Origin of the sequence: Salinicola sp. MH3R3-1 (genome assembly GCF_001937155.1) — a bacterium.
GTDB classification, from domain to species: domain Bacteria; phylum Pseudomonadota; class Gammaproteobacteria; order Pseudomonadales; family Halomonadaceae; genus Salinicola; species Salinicola halophyticus.
The window spans coordinates 280,331-298,565 of the sequence record NZ_MSDP01000018.1 but is presented as its reverse complement, the minus strand read 5'-3'; the positions used below and the strand labels follow the sequence as shown (position 1 = coordinate 298,565).

21 protein-coding genes are annotated in these 18,235 nt (G+C 62.8%); 15 read left to right on the top strand and 6 right to left on the bottom strand.

Annotated elements, in window-relative coordinates; genetic code table 11:
- The first annotated feature begins 152 nt into the window (after positions 1-152).
- Positions 153-743, top strand: coding sequence for a lipid-binding SYLF domain-containing protein (locus BTW08_RS12605; RefSeq protein WP_075562856.1), 591 nt, complete (start codon positions 153-155; stop codon positions 741-743).
- Between the two features lie 96 nt (positions 744-839).
- Here the strand turns inward: BTW08_RS12605 and BTW08_RS12600 are convergent, their stop codons facing one another.
- Positions 840-1,568: a YebC/PmpR family DNA-binding transcriptional regulator gene (locus BTW08_RS12600; RefSeq protein ID WP_075562855.1), complete on the bottom strand. Its 729-nt coding sequence runs from the start codon at positions 1,566-1,568 to the stop codon at positions 840-842.
- Between the two features lie 251 nt (positions 1,569-1,819).
- Between BTW08_RS12600 and dbpA the strand changes: the two genes are divergently transcribed.
- From dbpA to BTW08_RS12585, 3 genes are all read left to right on the top strand, one after another.
- Positions 1,820-3,259: an ATP-dependent RNA helicase DbpA gene (gene dbpA, locus BTW08_RS12595; protein ID WP_075562892.1), complete on the top strand. Its 1,440-nt coding sequence runs from the start codon at positions 1,820-1,822 to the stop codon at positions 3,257-3,259.
- Between the two features lie 44 nt (positions 3,260-3,303).
- Positions 3,304-4,161, top strand: coding sequence for a PA4780 family RIO1-like protein kinase (locus tag BTW08_RS12590; RefSeq protein ID WP_075562854.1), 858 nt, complete (start codon positions 3,304-3,306; stop codon positions 4,159-4,161).
- 173 nt (positions 4,162-4,334) lie between these two features.
- Complete coding sequence (locus tag BTW08_RS12585; protein WP_075562853.1) at positions 4,335-5,342, top strand: NAD(P)-dependent alcohol dehydrogenase; 1,008 nt, start codon at positions 4,335-4,337, stop codon at positions 5,340-5,342.
- Positions 5,343-5,484: 142 nt separating this feature from the next.
- Here BTW08_RS12585 and BTW08_RS12580 read toward each other — a convergent pair whose 3' ends face one another.
- Entirely contained in the window at positions 5,485-6,246 is a 762-nt protein-coding gene (locus BTW08_RS12580) for a transporter substrate-binding domain-containing protein (RefSeq protein ID WP_075562852.1), read from the bottom strand.
- 120 nt (positions 6,247-6,366) lie between these two features.
- Here BTW08_RS12580 and BTW08_RS12575 point away from each other — a divergent pair, with 120 nt between their 5' ends.
- From BTW08_RS12575 to BTW08_RS12560, 4 genes are all read left to right on the top strand, one after another.
- On the top strand, positions 6,367-6,618 hold the full coding sequence (locus tag BTW08_RS12575) for a hypothetical protein (protein ID WP_139313644.1): 252 nt from the start codon (positions 6,367-6,369) through the stop codon (positions 6,616-6,618).
- A 93-nt stretch (positions 6,619-6,711) separates the two neighbouring features.
- A complete protein-coding gene (locus BTW08_RS12570; RefSeq protein WP_075562891.1) occupies positions 6,712-7,335 on the top strand; it encodes a LemA family protein in 624 nt (207 codons plus the stop codon).
- Positions 7,335-8,150, top strand: coding sequence for a YgcG family protein (locus BTW08_RS12565; RefSeq protein ID WP_075562850.1), 816 nt, complete (start codon positions 7,335-7,337; stop codon positions 8,148-8,150). Before BTW08_RS12570 ends, BTW08_RS12565 begins: the two co-directional genes overlap by 1 nt.
- Before the next feature lie 102 nt (positions 8,151-8,252).
- The gene (locus BTW08_RS12560) at positions 8,253-8,888 is read left to right on the top strand and encodes a TPM domain-containing protein (RefSeq protein WP_075562849.1); all 636 of its coding nucleotides are present in this window, start codon (positions 8,253-8,255) and stop codon (positions 8,886-8,888) included.
- Positions 8,889-9,014: 126 nt separating this feature from the next.
- On the opposite strand, the gene BTW08_RS12555 is transcribed toward BTW08_RS12560, so the two are convergent.
- Positions 9,015-10,481 (bottom strand): DEAD/DEAH box helicase, encoded by a 1,467-nt coding sequence (locus tag BTW08_RS12555; protein WP_075562848.1) that lies wholly within the window; start codon positions 10,479-10,481, stop codon positions 9,015-9,017.
- 380 nt (positions 10,482-10,861) lie between these two features.
- Between BTW08_RS12555 and BTW08_RS12550 the strand changes: the two genes are divergently transcribed.
- The 6 genes from BTW08_RS12550 (at position 10,862) to BTW08_RS12525 (ending at position 14,831) form a co-directional block, all read left to right on the top strand.
- Entirely contained in the window at positions 10,862-11,236 is a 375-nt protein-coding gene (locus BTW08_RS12550; protein ID WP_075562847.1) for a VOC family protein, read from the top strand.
- Between the two features lie 78 nt (positions 11,237-11,314).
- The gene (locus tag BTW08_RS12545) at positions 11,315-12,481 is read left to right on the top strand and encodes a glycerophosphodiester phosphodiesterase (RefSeq protein ID WP_210403246.1); all 1,167 of its coding nucleotides are present in this window, start codon (positions 11,315-11,317) and stop codon (positions 12,479-12,481) included.
- Between the two features lie 74 nt (positions 12,482-12,555).
- Positions 12,556-12,846, top strand: a complete 291-nt coding sequence (locus BTW08_RS12540; protein ID WP_075562845.1) for a cupin domain-containing protein — start codon at positions 12,556-12,558, stop codon at positions 12,844-12,846.
- 89 nt (positions 12,847-12,935) lie between these two features.
- Complete coding sequence (locus tag BTW08_RS19455) at positions 12,936-13,166, top strand: SEC-C metal-binding domain-containing protein (protein ID WP_075562844.1); 231 nt, start codon at positions 12,936-12,938, stop codon at positions 13,164-13,166.
- A 58-nt stretch (positions 13,167-13,224) separates the two neighbouring features.
- The gene (locus BTW08_RS12530; RefSeq protein ID WP_075562843.1) at positions 13,225-14,418 is read left to right on the top strand and encodes a M20 family metallopeptidase; all 1,194 of its coding nucleotides are present in this window, start codon (positions 13,225-13,227) and stop codon (positions 14,416-14,418) included.
- An 8-nt stretch (positions 14,419-14,426) separates the two neighbouring features.
- On the top strand, positions 14,427-14,831 hold the full coding sequence (locus BTW08_RS12525; protein WP_075562890.1) for a GFA family protein: 405 nt from the start codon (positions 14,427-14,429) through the stop codon (positions 14,829-14,831).
- Positions 14,832-14,913: 82 nt separating this feature from the next.
- On the opposite strand, the gene pip is transcribed toward BTW08_RS12525, so the two are convergent.
- Complete coding sequence (gene pip / locus BTW08_RS12520; RefSeq protein WP_075562842.1) at positions 14,914-15,870, bottom strand: prolyl aminopeptidase; 957 nt, start codon at positions 15,868-15,870, stop codon at positions 14,914-14,916.
- 259 nt (positions 15,871-16,129) lie between these two features.
- On the opposite strand from pip, the gene BTW08_RS12515 reads away from it, so the two are divergent.
- The gene (locus BTW08_RS12515; RefSeq protein ID WP_075562889.1) at positions 16,130-16,507 is read left to right on the top strand and encodes a diacylglycerol kinase; all 378 of its coding nucleotides are present in this window, start codon (positions 16,130-16,132) and stop codon (positions 16,505-16,507) included.
- Positions 16,508-16,546: 39 nt separating this feature from the next.
- Here BTW08_RS12515 and BTW08_RS12510 read toward each other — a convergent pair whose 3' ends face one another.
- Together BTW08_RS12510 and BTW08_RS12505 are read right to left on the bottom strand one after the other, a co-directional pair.
- Positions 16,547-17,179 carry a nucleotidyltransferase family protein gene (locus tag BTW08_RS12510; RefSeq protein ID WP_075562841.1) on the bottom strand — a complete coding sequence of 211 codons (633 nt, stop codon included), beginning with the start codon at positions 17,177-17,179 and terminating at the stop codon, positions 16,547-16,549.
- Positions 17,169-18,140 carry an XdhC family protein gene (locus BTW08_RS12505; protein ID WP_075562840.1) on the bottom strand — a complete coding sequence of 324 codons (972 nt, stop codon included), beginning with the start codon at positions 18,138-18,140 and terminating at the stop codon, positions 17,169-17,171. Before BTW08_RS12505 ends, BTW08_RS12510 begins: the two co-directional genes overlap by 11 nt.
- Positions 18,141-18,235: the final 95 nt, after the last annotated feature.

Below are 18,235 nucleotides of genomic sequence, written 5' to 3'. Positions count from 1 at the left end.
CGATCAAACCGGACCGAGAACAGCGACTGACGATTGCCGTGAAACGGGCGCAATGGCGCAGAGTTGTCTATAACGAATAGGCAACATCAAAAATCAGACAGGCAGGATCGGTGTTGAAACGACGCCGAGTTTTTCAAGCAAGGAGACCATTCATGGCACGCTTTTCATCGATCAACCGTACCGCCGTCATGCTGCTCGTCGCGGTTCTGGGCAGTACAGCATTGACCGCCTGTACCACCACCTCGTCTTCGGATCGCGAAAGCCGTCTCTCTCAGCGTGCGCAGCTGGATCAGGACGTCCAGCAGACGCTGGACCGGCTCTATCGCTCGGTGCCCGACGCCCGATCGCTGGCGCAGCAGTCCGAGGGCGTACTGGTGTTTCCCGGGGTACTGGGCGCCAGCTTCATCGTCGGCGCCAGTCATGGTGACGGCTCGCTGCTGATGGACGGCGCCAAGGCCGGCTACTACACCACCACCAGCGGTTCGATCGGTTTCCAGGCGGGGGCGCAGTCGCAGGCCATCGTCTACCTTCTGATGACCGAGAAAGCGCTCAATCGCGTGCGTAGCGACAATGGATGGTCGGTGGGGGCCAGCGCCGGAGTGGCGGTCGCCGATATCGGTGCCAACGGCCAGATCACCAACGCTACGGCCGACAAGGAGGTCATCGCGTTCGTGATGAACAATCAGGGCATCCAGGGCGGTGTCTCATTGAACGGCGCCAAGATATCCAAGGTCAGCCCCTGATCCTGTCTTTCTCGGATTGATTTCCTCCAGACGCAAGAAACCCACCGCAAGGTGGGTTTCTTGCTGATGCCGGCAATCCGTGACGGATCGATCGCGTCAGGCGCTCTCGGGCAGCTCGGCATTGTGATAGACGTTCTGTACGTCGTCGAGGTCGTTCAACATGTCGAGGAACTTCTCGAACATCGCCACGTCGTCGCCTTCCAGCGGCGTATGGGTCTGGGGCAGGAACTGAATCTCGTCGGCTTCGAACTCCAGCTCGCCGAAGGTGTCGAGCAGCGCCTGCTTGGCCTTGGCATAGTCGGTATGCGGCGCGAACACGGTGATGCGACCGTCTTCGCTTTCGATGTCGGTGACGTCGACATCGGCTTCCATCAGCGCTTCCAGCACGGCTTCCTCATCCTCGCCGGCAAAGGCGAAGATCGCGCAGTGATCGAACATGTGGCTGACCGAGCCCTGGGTGCCGATCTTGCTCTTGGTCTTGGTGAAGCAGCCGCGCACGTCACCGAAGGTGCGGTTCGGGTTGTCGGTCAGACACTCGACGATCACCATGCAGTTGCCCGGGCCGAAACCTTCGTAGCGTGCCGCCGAGAAATCCTCGCCGCCGCTGCCCTTGGCCTTGTCGAGCGCCTTGTCGATCACGTGCGACGGCACCTGATCCTTCTTGGCCTTGTCGATCAGCCCGCGAAGCGTCAGGTTGCCGGAAGGATCGGTACCACCGGACTTGGCGCAGACGTAGATTTCACGGCCGTACTTGCTGTAGACCTTGGTCTTGGCATCGGCCGTCTTGGCCATGGATTCCTTGCGGTTCTGGAAGGCCCTTCCCATTGTCACACCCTATCGGTTGTCAACGACGAGCGGGATTTTACGCAACATTGCGCGGATGTTGCAGGTTTATTTGGCCTTTCTCGCACCAATTGCCTAGCTCGAACGACGAGACGGCGTCAATCTTCGCGCGCTCTGGTATTCTGCCGCGCCTGAGCATGACATGGTGAGACCGAGTCGTCCGCCGGTTGACTGCATCGACCTTTTCATCTCGACCAGGAGCGCGTGCCGTGCCCGACACTCATCACTCGAAGATCCCGCATTCGGAGCTCCCGAACTCGGAGGCCGATGCCTCCGCGACGGGTCAGCCCGAGGCGTTCTCCTCGTTACCGTTACCCGCGGCACTTGTGGATAATCTCGAATCGCTGGGCTATCTGGCGATGACGCCGATTCAGGCCGCCAGCCTGCCTTTGATCCTGAGCGGTCAGGACGTGATCGGGCAGGGCAAGACGGGGTCCGGCAAGACGGCGGCTTTCGGGCTGGGCCTGCTGTCGGCGCTCGATGTCTCGCGCTTCCAGGTCCAGGCGCTGGTGCTTTGTCCCACCCGCGAGCTGGCGGACCAGGTCGCCGAAGAGCTGCGTCGGCTGGCGAGAATGCTGGCCAACGTCAAGATCCTCGCGCTGTGCGGGGGAACGCCGCTGGGTCCGCAGCTGAATTCGCTGTCCCACGGGGCGCATGTGGTGGTCGGCACGCCGGGCCGCATCGAGGAGCATCTACGTAAGGGCTCGCTGGATCTTTCGTCGCTTTCGGTGCTGGTGCTGGACGAGGCCGACCGCATGCTCGACATGGGCTTTCAGGCGGCGCTGGACACGATCGTCGCGGCGACCCCGAAAGCACGTCAGACGCTGCTGTTCAGCGCCACTTACGGCGAGAGCGTGCGTCCGGTCGCCGAGCGTATGCTGCGTCAGCCGGTAATGGTGGAGGTGGATTCGTCCCACGATGACGAGAGCATTCGCCAGCATTTTCACCGGGTTGCCGACGAGCCGGCCCGCCTGGCTGCGCTCAGCCAGCTGCTGCTGCACTATCGGCCGGAATCCAGCGTGGTGTTCTGCAACACGCGCCGTGAAACCCAGGAGGTCGCGGACCAACTGCTGGCGGCCGGATTCAGCGCCGAGGCGTTGCATGGCGATCTCGAACAGCGTGATCGCGATCAGACCCTGATTCGTTTCGCCAACAAGAGTCTGTCGGTGCTCGTTGCGACCGATGTCGCGGCGCGTGGGCTGGATATCGACGCGCTGGATGCGGTATTCAACTACCAGATCGCCCGCGAGCTCGAAGTGCATGTCCATCGCATCGGCCGGACGGGGCGCGCAGGCGCGAGTGGCGTCGCCTGTACCATATTGACCGAGAAGGAAGCCTATCGCCTCGAGCGACTCGAAGCGTTTCTGGGCGAGACGCTGACCATCGAGCCGCTGCCCAGCCGTGGCTCGGCATCCCAGGCGCCGTTTCAGCCGCGCATGGCGACGCTACAAATCGATGCCGGCAAGAAGCAGAAGATTCGCCCGGGCGACGTGCTGGGCGCGCTCACCAACGGTGACGACGCGATCGGCGGCGATCAGGTCGGCAAGATCAAGGTGCTCGATCGCAGCGCCTACGTTGCGGTCGAACGCTCGATCGCCAAACAGGCGCTGGCGACGTTGAGCGCCGGCAAATTGAAAGGGCGCAGCTGTCGGGTGCGCCGAATCGGACGCTGAAGATAGCGGGGACATGTGAGGATACATGTGAGGATAGCGAAAGCATGAAGGTACCCAAGCGATTGCAGCCGTTGGTCGAAGACGGGCTGGTGGACGAAGTCGTCAGCCAGTTGATGAGTGGCAAGGAGGCGCAGGTTTTCGTGGTTCGTTGCGGTGACGAACTGCGCTGCGCCAAGGTGTTCAAGGAGGCCAAGCAGCGCAGCTTCAAGCAGGCGGTCGCCTACCAGGAAGGGCGCAAGGTGCGTAACACGCGTCGCGCCCGGGCGATGTCGAAGAAGACCCGCTACGGCCAGCGTGAGCAGGAGTCGGCGTGGCTGAATGCCGAAGTCGATGCGCTCTATCGGCTGGCCGAGGCGGGCGTGCGGGTGCCCACTCCGCATGGCTTCGTCGATGGCGTACTGCTGATGGAGATGATCGTCGATGCCGACGGCGACGTGGCCCCACGCCTCGATGACGTCGAGTTGACGCCGGAACTGGCGCTCGAGTATCACCAGCGCCTGATTGGTGAAGTGGTGCAGATGCTGTGCGCCGGTCTGATTCATGGAGATCTGTCCGAGTTCAATATTCTTGTGGGCGCCGAGGGGCCGGTGATCATCGATCTGCCTCAGGCGGTCGACGCGGCCGGCAACAACAATGCGCCTTGGATGCTGGTGCGCGACGTCGACAACCTGCGCGGCTATTTCGGCCGCTTCGCCCCGGCCCTGTTGAAGACGGACTATGGCAAGGAGATCTGGGCGCTTTACGAGGCCGGGGAACTCCACCCCGAGACGCCATTGACCGGGCGTTTCGAACCGGACGCGTCGCTCGTCGACGTCAGCGATGTCATGCAGGTCATCGATGCCGCTCGCGAGGAAGCCGCGGAGCGCCAGGCACGGGAACAGGATGACGACGAGGACGATTGACAGGAGCGCAGAGAAAGCGACCGACGAATGGCACCGGCAGGAGGCCGCTGCCTGTCAGCCGGGCAAAAAATATAGGTTCGACCGGCTGGCTTGATCACCACCGGAGGAGACCGTCTACACTTCGGGCACCCGTTAAACGATTCCATGGGATCGTTTCGTTCAAGGAGTGCACCATGCAAGTCGTCAATCTGAAGTCTCCCGGCGGTCTGGACCAGCTCAATCTTCACGAGGTCGAAGGGCCCGGCGAACCCGGCTCCGGAGAAATCCGGGTTCGTGTTCATGCCAACTCGCTCAACTTCCATGACTATGTCGTCGCCAGCGGGAAGTCGCCGACGGAGGAAGGGCGCATTCCCATGGCCGATGGCGCCGGCGTCGTCGAGGCGGTGGGCAAGGGCGTTACCGAATTCGCGGTCGGCGATTCCGTGGTTTCCACGTTTTTCCCGCACTGGCTCGACGGGCCGGCGCGCGTCTCCGACTTCAAGACGGTGCCGGGTGACGGTGTCGACGGTTACGCCCGCGAACAAGTCGTTCGTCCTGCGCAATGGTTCACCCATGCGCCCAAGGGCTATACCCATGCCGAAGCCGCGACGCTGACCACTGCCGGTCTTACGGCGTGGCGGGCGCTGGTCGTCGACGGCGGCCTCAAGCCGGGTGACACTGTGCTGACTCTGGGTACCGGCGGGGTGTCGATCTTCGCGCTGCAACTGGCCAAGGCCATGGGCGCCACCGTCATCTCGACCTCGTCGTCCGCGGACAAGATCACGCGGCTCAAGGCGCTGGGTGCCGATCACACGATCAACTACCGCGAAGAGTCGGAGTGGGGCAAGAAAGTGCAGGAGTTGACCCACGGGCATGGCGCCGATCACGTCATCGAAGTCGGCGGCCCGGGCACCTTGCCGCAGTCCATCGATGCCGTTGCCATTGGCGGACATATTTCGCTGATCGGCGTGCTGACCGGACGCGGCGGCGATATCCCGACCTCCAAGCTGATGGCGAAGCAGGCCCGGCTGCAGGGTTTGATCGTGGGTAGCCGTCGGCATCAGATCGAGATGATTCGCGCGCTCGAAACGACCGGGATCAAGCCGGTCATCGACTGCTCGTTCGCCTTGGACCAGATCGGCGACGCCTTCCGCCATCAGGAATCCGGCAAGCACTTCGGCAAGATCTGCCTGGAGTTTTAAGCCTCCCGTATCACGCCTCGTGAAACGCCAAGACGAGTAGCGCCAAACCCGAAGCGCCGCTGGAAGATTCCAGCGGCGCTTTTCATTGAACGGCGCTTTTCATTGAGCGGCTAATGGAACGACGGCGTTTCCCGCGGTATCCCTACTTGCGGGAGGCGGGACGCAGATCGTAGTCGAAATACTGGTGCATCAGGGTCTCGAAGGTGCCGTCCGCATAGACGCTATCCAGCGCCTGATTGAAGGTCTCGGCCAGATCCTTGTCGCGCGGGCGCACTGCGATCGCGTTGCCTTTGCCGAAGATCGACTCCGGGCGATCGATGCGCGGCCCGACTTGCACGAAATCGCTGTCGGCGCTGCCGATTTCCAGCGCGTCCAGTGCCACCGGATAGTTGAGGAACGCCAGGTCCAGGCGCTGCGATTCCAGATCCAGCGCGACATCCGCCGCCGTGGCGTAACGCTGAACGTCGAGCTTGTCGCCATACTGCTGGGTGATGTAGCTATCCTGCGTCGTCCCTCGCTGCACGCCCACCGACAGTCCCTTCAGCGATGCCGGATCATCGAGAGAGATATCGCTGCCGCGTCGTGCCACCCAGACCTTGGGCGACATGGCGTAAGGCCTGGTGAACAGCACCTGGCGTTCGCGAGCCGGGGTGATCCGCATCGACGACATGATGGCGTCGTACTTGCGTGAGAGCAGGCCGGGAATGATGCCATCCCAGCCCTGTACCACCCATTCACAGTCGAGCTTGGCGCGCTCGCAAAGCGTGTTGCCCAGGTCGATCTCGAAACCCTCCAGCTCGCCATCGGCATTGCGATATTCGAACGGCGGATAGGGCACATCGACGGCGATGCGAACGTGCTGCGGCGCGGCAGCCTGAGCGGTGGAAGCCAGGCCGAGTCCCATCGCCAGGGCGGCAAGGGGAAGGGTAAATCGATGGTTGAAGCGTAGTGTCACGCGGAAGATCCTTTTTTGAATGGCCCTTTGTCTGAAGACCTTTTGTTGGAAGGGCTTTATCGATAGCCCTTGAGACGACCCTTTGTGCTCATCGACGGTGATGTCACACATGAAGATCGTTTCCCCATGTTGGCGCAGCCGTCGGCGAATGACCAGTGCGGCGAGAGCCAGCGGGCAGGCGTCACCAGCCGTTGGCACCGGCCACTCCGCGTTGCTCCGGGAGCGCACTCGGCGCTGGGCATTCACCTTCTCATGGTGCCGGGGATTCACCTCCCTATGGTGCCGGGGATTCACCTTCCCATGGCGCCGGCCAACCTGTAACTTGGCGTCATCGCCGTCTTGCCATCCTCGAACCCGCGTGACGCGTTCGAGCTATCGAGACGACACGCCATGATTTCTCATCAGGAACCCTTCATGCAGACACCCGTGACCGCTCTCTCCATCGCTACCCGTCAACCGTGGCGGTGGATGTTGCTGCTGGTACTGATGCTGTCGCTGTCAGGCTGCGGCATCAACAACATCCCGACGCTGGACGAGAAGGTGAAGTCGTCCTGGTCTCAGGTCGAGAACCAGTATCAGCGCCGCGCGGATCTCGTTCCCAATCTGGTGCAGACGGTAAAAGGGTTCGCCAGCCAGGAGCGGGAAACGCTGACGGCCGTTACCGAGGCGCGGTCCAAGGCGACCTCGATCCAGGTCGATGCCGATAGTCTGAACGATCCGCAGAAGCTTAAGCAGTTCCAGCAGGCCCAGAGCCAGCTGACCGGCGCGCTGAGCCGGCTGATGGCGGTTTCCGAGCGCTATCCCGATTTGAAGTCGAACCAGAACTTCCTGGCGCTGCAGTCGCAGCTGGAAGGCACCGAGAATCGCATCGCGGTGGCGCGTCGCGATTTCATCCAGGCGGTCGAGGCGTACAACACCGAGATCCGGACGTTCCCCGGCAAGATCTGGCATAGCGTGTTCTACAGCGACATGCCGGTTCGCGAGAACTTCGAAGCCACGGCGGAGGATGCGGATCAGGCACCCAAGGTGGAGTTCTGATGCCGGTCATGATGCGACAACTGTTTCGACGAACGGCTCCGCGGGCCATCTCGCTGACACTGGGCCTGTGGTTGCTGGCGTTTACCGCGATCGCCCAGGCGGCGCCGGATTTCCCCGAACTGACCGGCCGTGTCGTCGATAACGCCGATCTGCTCGACGATTCGACCCAGTCCCAGTTGACCGACATGCTGGCGGCGCACGAAGACGCTACCGACGAGCAGGTGGTCGTCGTAACGGTGCCGAATCTGCAGGGCGAGGCCATCGAGGATTACGGCTATCAGCTCGGCCGCGAGTGGGGTATCGGCGAGAAGGGCGAGGATAACGGTGCCCTGCTGATCGTGGCGGTGGACGAACGCGCGGTGCGGATCGAGGTCGGTTATGGCCTCGAGGGCCGACTGACCGACGCCCAGTCCTCAAGAATCATCAATCAGATCATCACCCCGGCGTTTCGCGACGGCGACTTCGCCGGCGGGATTACTCGCGGGGCCGAGGAGATGGTCAAGGTGCTGGGGGGCGATCCCTTGGCAGAAGCGCCGCCACAGCAACAGCCCGATCGGCAAGAATCGCGGCATATCGGCGGCGCGGGATTCTGGTTCTTCGCGCTGTTCATGATCGTGATGCTGATCGTCCGCAGCGGCGGGGGCGGCGGCGGTCGTGGTGGTAAACGACGTCGGCGCGGTGGCTTCATGGGTGGCGTGCTGATGGGCGGCGCTCTCGGCGGGTCCGGTGGCTTCGGCGGCGGAGGTTTCGGCGGTGGCGGCTTCGGCGGCGGTGGCGGCGGTTTTGGCGGCGGCGGTGCCTCCGGTGGCTGGTAGGGAAACGCTGAATAAATCGACGAGCAGGATGAAGCGCAACGCGGCGATTCGCCTGCGTAGCCATTCGGGCAGTGTTCCCGTAGACGACAGGATAATGACAGCATGGCCTTATTGAGTGAAAGCGAACAACGGCAGGTCGGCGATGCGATCACCCGGATCGAGCGCGACACCGACGCCGAAGTCGTCACCGTCCTGGCGCGTCAAGCCGACGATTACACCTACATCCCGCTGCTTTGGGCGGGGCTGACGGCGCTCATCGTTCCCGGCGCTCTGGCCGTGATCGCCAGCTGGCTGAGCGGGCTGGACAGCATCAGCGCCTGGTATCTGCTGCTGGTGCAGTGGCTGGTCTTCATTGTCCTGGCGGTGGTTTTCCGGCTGCCCACGGTCCTCACGCGCCTGATCCCGCGTCATGTGCGGTTCTGGCGCGCTTCCAATCTGGCCCGGCGCCAGTTCCTGGACCAGAACCTGCACCACACCGATGCTGGTACCGGCATGCTGATCTTCGTCTCCGAAGCCGAGCGTTACGTGGAGATTCTCGTCGATCGGGGAATTTCGGATCGACTGGACGATGACACCTGGCAGTCGATCGTGGTCAGCTTCACGGCCAAGGTGAAAGCCGGAGAAACCTTGCAGGGTTTCCTCGACTGCATCGATAGTTGCGGCGAGCTGTTGAAGACCCATGTTCCGGCGACCCACGAGCGCAACGAGTTGCCGAACCGGCTCGTCGTGCTCGACTGAGTTTCAAGCCCCGGCTCAGGGCCGGTTCTCGATTCGCCTCTGGATACGACAACGCCACCGTCATTGACGGTGGCGTTGTCGTTGATACGAGCTGAAGCCGTTGATACGAGCGGCAACGTCTAACTTTCAGACGTTGCCGTTGGGCGTGCCGCCGCCGCTGCGACGCTGGCCACCACCCGAGCGCTGGCGACGTTGCGCCGGGGCCTCGCTGTTGCGATTGGCGCCGTCCCGGTTGCCGTTGGCATCGCCGCGCTGGCCTGAGGAGGAACCGCGCCCGCCACCATTGCCGCGTCCGCCCGTATTGCCGCGTCCGCCCGTATTACCGCGGCCACCGGCGTTGCTGGTGCGTCCGCCACCGTTGCTGCGTCGCTGACCGTTGCCGCCATCGCTGCGACGCTGGCCACCGCGAGGCTGACGATCATCGTTCTCGTCGACCTTGGGGCCGCCGCCGGGCGTCGGTTCGAAACCTTCCACCGTCTGGCTGTTCAAGCGCTGACTGATCAGCCGCTCGATGCCGGCCAGCTCTTTCTTCTCGTCCAGGCTGACCAGCGATACGGCCTGACCGCTGGCGCCGGCGCGGCCGGTACGACCGATACGGTGAACGTAGTCTTCGGCCACGTTGGGTAGCTCGAAGTTGACGACCTGCGGCAACTGGTCGATATCCAGTCCGCGGGCGGCAATATCGGTCGCTATCAACGCACGAATACCGCCGCTCTTGAAGGAGGCCAGCGCCTGGGTCCGCGCGTTCTGGCTCTTGTTGCCGTGAATCGCCGCAGCCTCGATGCCCTGACCCTCGAGATACTTGGTCAGGCGATTGGCGCCGTGTTTGGTGCGGGTGAAGACCAGCACCTGCTGCCACTGATGGGTCTGGATCAGGTGCGACAGCAAGGCCGGCTTGCGGCTCTTGTCCACCGGATGAACCCACTGGGTAACCGTGGCGGCAGCGGCGTTGCGCGGCGTGACCGAAAGCTCGACCGGATCGTTGACCATGCCCTTGGCAAGGTTGCGGATCTCGTTGGAGAACGTCGCCGAGAACAGCAGGTTCTGACGCTGCTTGGGCAGCACCGCCAGAATCTTGCGAATATCGTGGATGAAGCCCATGTCGAGCATGCGATCCGCTTCATCAAGCACCAGCACTTCGAGCTTGTCGAAGCGAACCATTTTCTGCTGATAGAGATCGAGCAGGCGGCCGGGCGTGGCAACGAGAATGTCGACGCCCTGGCGCAGGGTAGCGATCTGCGGGTTGATCTTGACCCCGCCAAAGACCACGGCGCTTTTCAGTGACAGATGCTTGCCGTAGGTCGCCACGCTCTCGCCGACCTGTGCGGCCAGTTCCCGAGTCGGGGTCAGAATCAGGGCACGGACCGGAATCTGTGAACCGCCCTGGGGGCGTTCACCTTGAGACAGACGGTGCAGGATCGGCAGGGTGAAACCTGCCGTCTTGCCGGTACCCGTCTGTGCGGCCGCCATGACATCTCTTCCCTCGAGGACGGCGGGAATCGCCTGCGACTGAATCGGGGAAGGGGTGTCGTAGCCTTGTTCGGCAACGACTTTCAGCAACGGGGCACTAAGGCCCAGTGAGGCAAAACTCATTCGGTATTCTCTAGGTCGCGGCGATTGGCGAAGCGAAGCGGCTACGCTCTACCGGGGAATGCCAGTGCTGGCTGATGCGCCTGGAGGCGACAAAAAGGAGGGTCGTCGACTTTTTCAGCTTCGCGTGACGACGGTCAGACAGATAACGGCAATGGGCACGCAGCTTAACGCATGTGCGGGCCCGCCGCCATCCGATACTGCGACTATCGTAGAATGGCGTTCGCCATCGGTTTCATGGCGACGCAGATTATTGCAGCGCCTGCCCGCTAGCCTCCAGCCGAAGTAAGGACTGACTGGGGCGGTGGGATGTCGCCCCGTTCAGCGCGGGCTATGCTGGATAGCGCGCCATCTGGATTTTCAGCACGAACAGGAGAGCGACCATGCACAGGAGTCGTCTGGCGGCACTCGTCATCGATAGTCAGCGCGAAGAGAAATCGTCGGCCATCGATTTCTGGGCCGGGGCACTGGGTTGGCCCGGCCACGAGACCGACGAGAAATACGGCAAGCTGGCCACGCCGTCCGATCAACCTGATGTACTGATCCAGCAGGTCGATCATCCCAGCCGCGTTCATCTGGATATCGAAACCGACGATATCGATGCCGAAGTGGCCAGACTGGAGAAGCTGGGGGCGACGGTCGTAGAGCGTCTGGAACGCTGGACCGTCATGGAAGCCCCCACCGGCCATCGGTTCTGCGTCGTCCATCCGCAGCGATCGGATTTCGACGACGCCGACAGCGTCAACGTTTGGCCCTGACTTGGTCGTCAGCGGGTTATGGGGTAGCGTCGACGTTGGATTCGGTCGAGAAACTCGATAATGAACAAGGAGATAATGATGACCACCTCGACGCGTCGCTGGCTTCTGGCCTGCGGTGTCAGCCTGTTGCTGCCGGTCAGCGTGACTCAGGCCGCCGATTCAGCACCGGCCAGTAACGGCGAACCCCAAGGCTCGACGCTTTGTACCAAGATTCCAATTCCCTGTGACGCGGTCATCGCCCATCGGGGTGCTTCCTACCAGGCGCCGGAGTCGACCCGGCCCGCTTATCTTCTGGCGCGGGACCTGGGGGTCGATTATCTCGAGCTGGATCTGCAGCGAACGAAAGATGGCGTGCTGGTGGCCGTCCATGACAATACGTTGGGGCGCAATACCAACGTCGCCGAGGTGTTCCCTGACCGGGCCGATGCGCCGGTGTCAAGTTTCACGCTCGACGAACTCAAGCAGCTCGATGCCGGCAGCTGGTTCAACGCGAGCTATCCGGACCGTGCTCGCGACAGTTATTCGGGTCTCGAAATATTGACGCTGGATGAGGTGATCGACATTGCCGAAGGCGGCGACAACCATCCCGGGCTCTATATCGAGACCAAGGTGCCCGAGCAGTTTCCGGGCATCGAGGAGGACCTGCGCAAGAAGCTTCAGTCGCGGGGCTGGTTGGGAGATGAAGCGAAATCCCGTCCGGCGGCGAAGAAGGGAGCCGTCAACGTGGGTGACACGCCGGGTCGTGTGGTAATGCAGACCTTTTCCAAGGCAAGCCTGAAAGCGTTGGAAACGTCCATGCCGGATGTGCCTCGCGTGTTGCTGCTGTGGCTAGGCAAGGGCGGTATCGAGGCCGCACCAGGCAAGCCGCAGGGTGACGACGAGAGCACGGCCGATTACTACGCCCGTCAGCAGGTCGCTTCACCTGAGGCGTATCGATCCTGGCTCGACTTCGCCAAGGATCATGGCGCGATCGGAATCGGTCCGTCGGCCGTGCAGTCGGAGCACGACGGCAATTTCAGCAGCCAGTTCAGCTATATGGACCTAGCCGAACCCTGGATGATCGGCATGGCCCACGATGATGGCATGCTGGTACACCTCTACACGGTCGACGAACCGGCGGACTTCGAACGCTATCAGCAGCGCGGCGTCGATGGTTTCTTCACCAACCGGGCCGAACGGCTGCTGGAATTTTACGGTCACCCGACTCAGGACCAGGACGCCATTCTGAAGCGTCACGGCTACTGAGCCAGTTTTGGCAACGTGTGCCGGCGTAGCGTCGGCGCCGAACACCTCTATTTATCGGTTGAAGGATTGGAATCATGAGCTCCTCGCGCCCACAGGCCCAGCCCAGCGTCCAAGTGGACAACGACCGGGTCCGGGTCACCGAATGGCGATTTTCTCCCGGCGCCGAAACCGGCTGGCACGCGCATGACTGCGACTATGTGGTGGTGCCGCAGACCACTGGCAAGCTCGAACTCGAGACGCTGGACGGCCATACATTCTCGACCCTGGAAGCCGGCGTTTCCTACTATCGAGACAAGGGTGCCGAGCATAACGTGGTCAACGCCAACGATTTCGAATTCGTCTTCGTCGAGATCGAGATCAAGTAGCGTGCTCATGTCGCCAGACAATGGCGCTGCCTCGATCCGTGGAGGATTATTGCCCGTCGTTTATCCTCCATTCATCACGGTATCGCGTTATGACTCAGCCCCACGTCCACGGCCCGGACTGCCAGCACGATCACGACCACAGCCACGACCACAGCCACGTTCATGATCAGGGTGCCTCTGGTCACGTTCATGGCCCGCACTGCCAGCATCATCACCACGAAGCGCAAGCGCCGGTGCGCAATGCGATGAAGGACATCGGCCGCAACGACCCTTGCCCCTGCGGCAGCGGCAAGAAGTTCAAGAAGTGCCATGCCGGCTAGCAAGAATTACCCCATAGGTTCTCCATCGATATAAATCCAAAACGATCCGGGAGATAGCATGAGTACAGTAACGTGCTCGAACGAGCGATATGACATCACCTGCGACTGGCTGGCCGGGCAGCAGTCGCAGATGGTTGAGTCCCTGAAGACGCTGGTGAACATCGATTCCAACAGCTACGACAAGGCCGGCACCGATGCGGTGGCGGATGTCATCGTCGAGTGGCTGGAGGCTGACGGGATTGCCGTGACGCGGACGCCGCGACCGGACGCCGGCGATATTCTCGAGGCGTGGCTGGAGGGTGATGGCAGCGATGCGAGCGCCGGTCATGTGCTGATGATGGGGCATCGCGATACGGTGTTTCCGACCGGTACGGTCGCCGAGCGTGGCTACACCCAGCAGGGCGAAATTGGTTATGGCCCCGGCGTTGCCGACATGAAATCCGGGCTGGTGCTCAATATCTTCGTGCTGCGAGCGCTCAAGCGGCTAGCGCCGTTGCCGTTTCCGGTGCGGGCGCTATTCACGGCGGACGAGGAGATCGGCTCCCGCGACGGTACGGCTTTCATTCGCGAGGCGGCCAGTGGTGCGCGAGCGGTGCTCAACGCGGAGCCGGGGCGAATCAGCGGCAACGTGGTCACCGGCCGCAAGGGGGGCGCAGCTTTTCTGATCGAAGTGACCGGCAAGGCGGCGCACTCCGGTGTCAGTCATGCGGATGGCGCCAGCGCCATCGAAGCGCTGGCGCGCAAGATCGTCAGGCTGCATGCGCTGACCGATTACGAGAGCGGTGTGACCACGAATGTCGGCCTGATCGAAGGCGGTGTATCGCGCAATACCGTCGCGCCTGCGGCCACGGCACAGCTGGATACGCGCTTCGTCACCAACGAGCAACGCGCCAATCTGTTGGCGGCGATCGAGACGATCATCGCCGAGGAGGAGGTGCCGGGTACCCAGGCGACGATTCGCCAGACCTCCGGCTTCCTGCCGATGGAGCCCGCCATGAGCGAGGCCCTGTTTGCGCGTTATCGGGTCCAGGCCGAAAAGCTGGGCTTCAGCGTCGGCGGCGAATTCACCGGCGGCTGTTCGGATGCCGGTACCACGGCGAGCCTGGGCATCCCCACGCTCTGCGGCACCGGTCCGGTCGGCGCCAAGATGCACACCGACGACGAATATTGTCGGCTCGAAACGTTCGTGCCGCGGGCCCAGGCGGTGGCGGCGACGATTCTGGATCTAGCGGCAGACGCCTCTCCGAAATGACCAAGGCCATGAAGTCTTCAGCCAGTCGGCAGGCGAGCTGTGCCTGCGGTCAGTTGACGCTCGAGGCCAGCGGCGAACCGATTCGGATCTCGGTTTGCCACTGTCGGGCGTGTCAACGTCGCAGCGGGGCGCCGTTCGCGGCTCAGGCGCGCTATCCCCGGCCCAGGGTGCGGCTCGACGGAGAGTACAAGACGTTCGTCCGCGTCGCCGATAGCGGCAATGAGGTGACGGCGCATTTCTGCCCGCACTGTGGTTCGACGCTCTGCTATTGGCTAGCCGTCGATCCAGACGTCCTGGCCGTCGCCATCGGGGCGTTCGGAGACTCCGACTTTCCGTCGCCGAACTTTTCGATGCACGACGGGCAGCGTTACGGCTGGATCGGCCTGCCAGCCTCTATCGAGTACCACCCCTAACCGGGCGGTCGGCCCGCGAGGGTTTTCTGGCCAGGCCACATGGTGGTTGCCCTGCCGGAGCGCGCGAGGACCCTGCCCTGGTTCAATGGCGGTCGGCGAATCGATCGGTCGCCCTGACCAGCGCCGCCAGAGTCTCGGGTTCGCTGAAGGCGTGGCCGGCGGCCTCGATGATCTCGAGCGTCGCGTCGGGCCACGCCTTTGCCAGATCCCAGGCGTTTTGAAGCGGGCAGACCATGTCGTAGCGGCCGTGGATGATGACGCCGGGGATGCCCGCGAGGCGATCGGCCTGTGCCAATAGCTGATCGTCGAATTCGAAGAAGCCCTGGTTGATGAAGTAGTGGTTCTCGATCCGCGCGAAGGCCAGCGCAAAGTGATCGGCCGCGTGGGATTCGGTAGCATCGACGGGAATCAGTTTCGATGTCTCGCCTTCCCACACGCTCCAGCGCCGGGCCGCCTCGAGCTGGCGTTCGATATCATCGCCCATGAGCCGTTCGTGGAAGGCGGGAATGATATCGCCACGCTGGTCTTCGGGCAGGATTTCCACCAGACGCGCCCACTTCTCGGGGAACACGTTGCGTGCGCCGTTCTTGTAGAACCAGTCGAGCTCTTGCTGGCGCATGGTAAAGATCCCGCGCAGCACCAGTTCGCTGACCCGCGACGGATACTGTTCGGCATAGGCCAGCGCCAGCGTCGAGCCCCACGACCCGCCGAAGACCTGCCACTGTTCGGCGCCAATCATCTGGCGCAGGCGTTCGATGTCCTCGATCAGGTGCCAGGTGGTGTTGTTGTCGAGACCGGCGTGCGGCGTCGAACGCCCGCAGCCGCGCTGGTCGAACAGCACGATGTCGTAGCGTTCGGGATCGAAAAGCTGGCGGTGGACCGGCTTGCAGCCGCCGCCGGGGCCGCCATGCAGGAAGACCACCGGCTTGCCGTTCGGGTTGCCACAGCGCTCCCAGTAGACCTGATGGCCGTCGCCGGTCTCCAGATGACCGGTGGCATGAGGTTCGAGGGGCGGATAAAGAGGATTGGATTCGGACATGATTGACCTTGTTGGAAACGTGAGGCTATCAGTGCGTTGAAGACGACCCAGCATAAAGGCCGCGTGAAACAGGGGCCAGGAACGACGTCCGATGGCCTAGGTCTGAAATCTGCAGAAGCTATCGCGACTTCGATGATGTCATCATGTGCCTCTGCTACCATCGTCGCCATTCAATTGGCTTCGGCGCGCCGAGATCGGTGCCGAGCTATCGTTTCGTTGCCGAGGGGGCGATCGCCAGCGCGGTCGAATCAGAGAGTCCATGAAATCACGTTCCGGCGATACCGGTTTTCGCCACCTGTTTCACTCCACGGGCTACTCGTTGAAGGGGCTGGTTGCCGCCTTTCGCAACGAGGCTGCCTTTCGCCAGGAGGTGGCGCTCTGCGTCATTCTGGTGCCGTTGGCCTACTGGATCGGCAAGAATCCCGTCGAATGGCTGGTGCTGGTCGGCAGTTGCGTCTTCGTGCTGATCGTCGAACTGCTCAACAGTGCCGTGGAGACGGTCGTCGATCGAATCGGCCCCGAACACCACGAGCTTTCCGGTCGCGCCAAGGATATTGGCTCGGCTGCGGTCATGCTGGCGCTGGGGATGGCGGCGGTGACTTGGGGCCTGCTGGCGTACCAGAAGTTTTTCGGTTGATGTCGCCCAGCCCGTTGTCCGCTGGCGAGTGAACAACGTCTAGCCTTCGGTGATCTCCGAGCCCTCCAGATCCTGCGGGGTGTCGACATCCCGCCAGATGCCGGGGTCATCGACATCGACGAGGTGAACAGCTTCGCGATTCGCCCTCACGATGGCTCTCGCGCCGTCGCCTTCCTTCAGCTTTGCCAGCGCCGGCCAGAAGTCTCGCCCAAACAGCACCGGGTGGCCGCGCTTCCCCTTGTGACAGGGCACGACGATACGCTCGGCACGGGCATGGCGATTGAGTTGTGCACAGGTGGTGGCTTTCAACCACGGCATGTCTGCCAGTACCACGGCAGCGGCGATCGCCGGATCGTCTTGCGCGATCAGATGGCGAAACGCGTCGCCCAGACTGCCGCCCAGTCCATCGCCCGCGTGTTCTGCCTCCCACCGTCGAAGCTCGCTCTGCTCGGAGAAAGCGTTCAACGCCAACTCGATATCGTCGTCCCGACGCGTGATCAGTCGACACCGTAAATAGACCTGCGAAACCGTGTCCATCGTCGTTTCCAGCAGGGTCCGCCCGTCAGGCAGCTCGACCCGACGCTTGTCGCTGCCGAAGCGGCGGGAGACGCCGGCCGCCATGACCAGGGCAACGACATCGGGCTCTTGATGATGTGGAGGCCTAGAGCTCATCCCGGCCCTTGCCGCGCCGCACGCGAAGTACGTCGGCGACCACGGCCAGCGCGATCTCCGCGGGCGTCTTGCTGTCGAGATGGAGCCCGATCGGCATGTGGATTCTTGAGATAGCCTCGTCGTCCAGGCCGCCGGAGCGCTTCAGCCGCTCGGCGCGCTTCTCGGACGTGCGTTTCGATCCCATCACGCCGATGTAGAACGCCGGCGTGCGTACCGCCTCGATCATTGCCAGGTCGTCGATCCGTGGATCGTGGGTCAGGGCGACGATAGCGGTAGCGGCGTGGGTGGCGCCGGAACCGATGAACAGTGACGGCAACACCGACTGCACCTCGACGCCCTCGACCTGGAAATCGCGGCGGGCGTCTTCTCTGGGGTCGCAGACGATCACCTCGAAGCCCAGCGTGCGCGCGAATTCGGCGCAGAAACGCGACACCGGTGAAATGCCGGCGATGATCAGACGTAGCGCCGGACCGACGCGAAGCTGGATGATCTGGCCGTCGCGCTCGACGCGCGGACCATTCTCGCCGGCCTCGACGAAGCGCTTGCGGCCGCTCTCCAGATCGATCCGCCGTACCAGCGAGCGCTGGCCCAGCAAGGTGGCGTGAAGCACTTCCAGGTGCGTCAGCGTCTCGGCATCCGGCGTCAGTCGCTCCACCAGCACGTCGAGAATTCCGCCGCAGGGCAGCGACACCTGCGGCGATTCGTCGGCGCCCTCGCCGTAACGCACGACCGATAGCGCAGCGTCGAAATGGCCTTCGGCGATCCTGCCGAGAAAGTCCTCTTCGATGCAGCCGCCGGAAAGCGAGCCGACATGCGTGCCGTCCGCTTTCGCGACCAGCATCGAGCCCGGCTCGCGCGGCGACGAGCCGAACGTCGCCAGTACGCTGCAGAGCCAGATCGGTTCGCCGGCATTGGCCCATTCGAGGGCGGCATCGATGACTTGAAGGTCGAGATGTTGCATGGGCGTCATCTATTGGGGTCAGTGAAATATCCTGACGCGGTGGTGAATCGATGCTGTGTAGAGTAATCGATACCGACGACAGGAAGAGAGAGGTT

Excerpts from the sequence above, each read along its gene's own strand:
- BTW08_RS12530 (WP_075562843.1), top strand. The coding sequence starts at position 13,225 with ATGAGTACAGTAACGTGCTCGAACGAGCGATATGACATCACCTGCGAC.
- BTW08_RS12550 (WP_075562847.1), top strand. The coding sequence starts at position 10,862 with ATGCACAGGAGTCGTCTGGCGGCACTCGTCATCGATAGTCAGCGCGAA.
- BTW08_RS12540 (WP_075562845.1), top strand. The coding sequence starts at position 12,556 with ATGAGCTCCTCGCGCCCACAGGCCCAGCCCAGCGTCCAAGTGGACAAC.
- BTW08_RS12510 (WP_075562841.1), bottom strand. The coding sequence starts at position 17,179 with ATGAGCTCTAGGCCTCCACATCATCAAGAGCCCGATGTCGTTGCCCTG.
- pip (WP_075562842.1), bottom strand. The coding sequence starts at position 15,870 with ATGTCCGAATCCAATCCTCTTTATCCGCCCCTCGAACCTCATGCCACC.
- BTW08_RS19455 (WP_075562844.1), top strand. The coding sequence starts at position 12,936 with ATGACTCAGCCCCACGTCCACGGCCCGGACTGCCAGCACGATCACGAC.
- BTW08_RS12585 (WP_075562853.1), top strand. The coding sequence starts at position 4,335 with ATGCAAGTCGTCAATCTGAAGTCTCCCGGCGGTCTGGACCAGCTCAAT.
- BTW08_RS12580 (WP_075562852.1), bottom strand. The coding sequence starts at position 6,246 with ATGGGACTCGGCCTGGCTTCCACCGCTCAGGCTGCCGCGCCGCAGCAC.
- BTW08_RS12565 (WP_075562850.1), top strand. The coding sequence starts at position 7,335 with ATGCCGGTCATGATGCGACAACTGTTTCGACGAACGGCTCCGCGGGCC.
- BTW08_RS12570 (WP_075562891.1), top strand. The coding sequence starts at position 6,712 with ATGCAGACACCCGTGACCGCTCTCTCCATCGCTACCCGTCAACCGTGG.
- BTW08_RS12560 (WP_075562849.1), top strand. The coding sequence starts at position 8,253 with ATGGCCTTATTGAGTGAAAGCGAACAACGGCAGGTCGGCGATGCGATC.
- BTW08_RS12605 (WP_075562856.1), top strand. The coding sequence starts at position 153 with ATGGCACGCTTTTCATCGATCAACCGTACCGCCGTCATGCTGCTCGTC.
- BTW08_RS12515 (WP_075562889.1), top strand. The coding sequence starts at position 16,130 with ATGAAATCACGTTCCGGCGATACCGGTTTTCGCCACCTGTTTCACTCC.
- BTW08_RS12525 (WP_075562890.1), top strand. The coding sequence starts at position 14,427 with ATGAAGTCTTCAGCCAGTCGGCAGGCGAGCTGTGCCTGCGGTCAGTTG.
- BTW08_RS12555 (WP_075562848.1), bottom strand. The coding sequence starts at position 10,481 with ATGAGTTTTGCCTCACTGGGCCTTAGTGCCCCGTTGCTGAAAGTCGTT.
- BTW08_RS12505 (WP_075562840.1), bottom strand. The coding sequence starts at position 18,140 with ATGCAACATCTCGACCTTCAAGTCATCGATGCCGCCCTCGAATGGGCC.
- BTW08_RS12590 (WP_075562854.1), top strand. The coding sequence starts at position 3,304 with ATGAAGGTACCCAAGCGATTGCAGCCGTTGGTCGAAGACGGGCTGGTG.
- BTW08_RS12545 (WP_210403246.1), top strand. The coding sequence starts at position 11,315 with ATGACCACCTCGACGCGTCGCTGGCTTCTGGCCTGCGGTGTCAGCCTG.
- BTW08_RS12600 (WP_075562855.1), bottom strand. The coding sequence starts at position 1,568 with ATGGGAAGGGCCTTCCAGAACCGCAAGGAATCCATGGCCAAGACGGCC.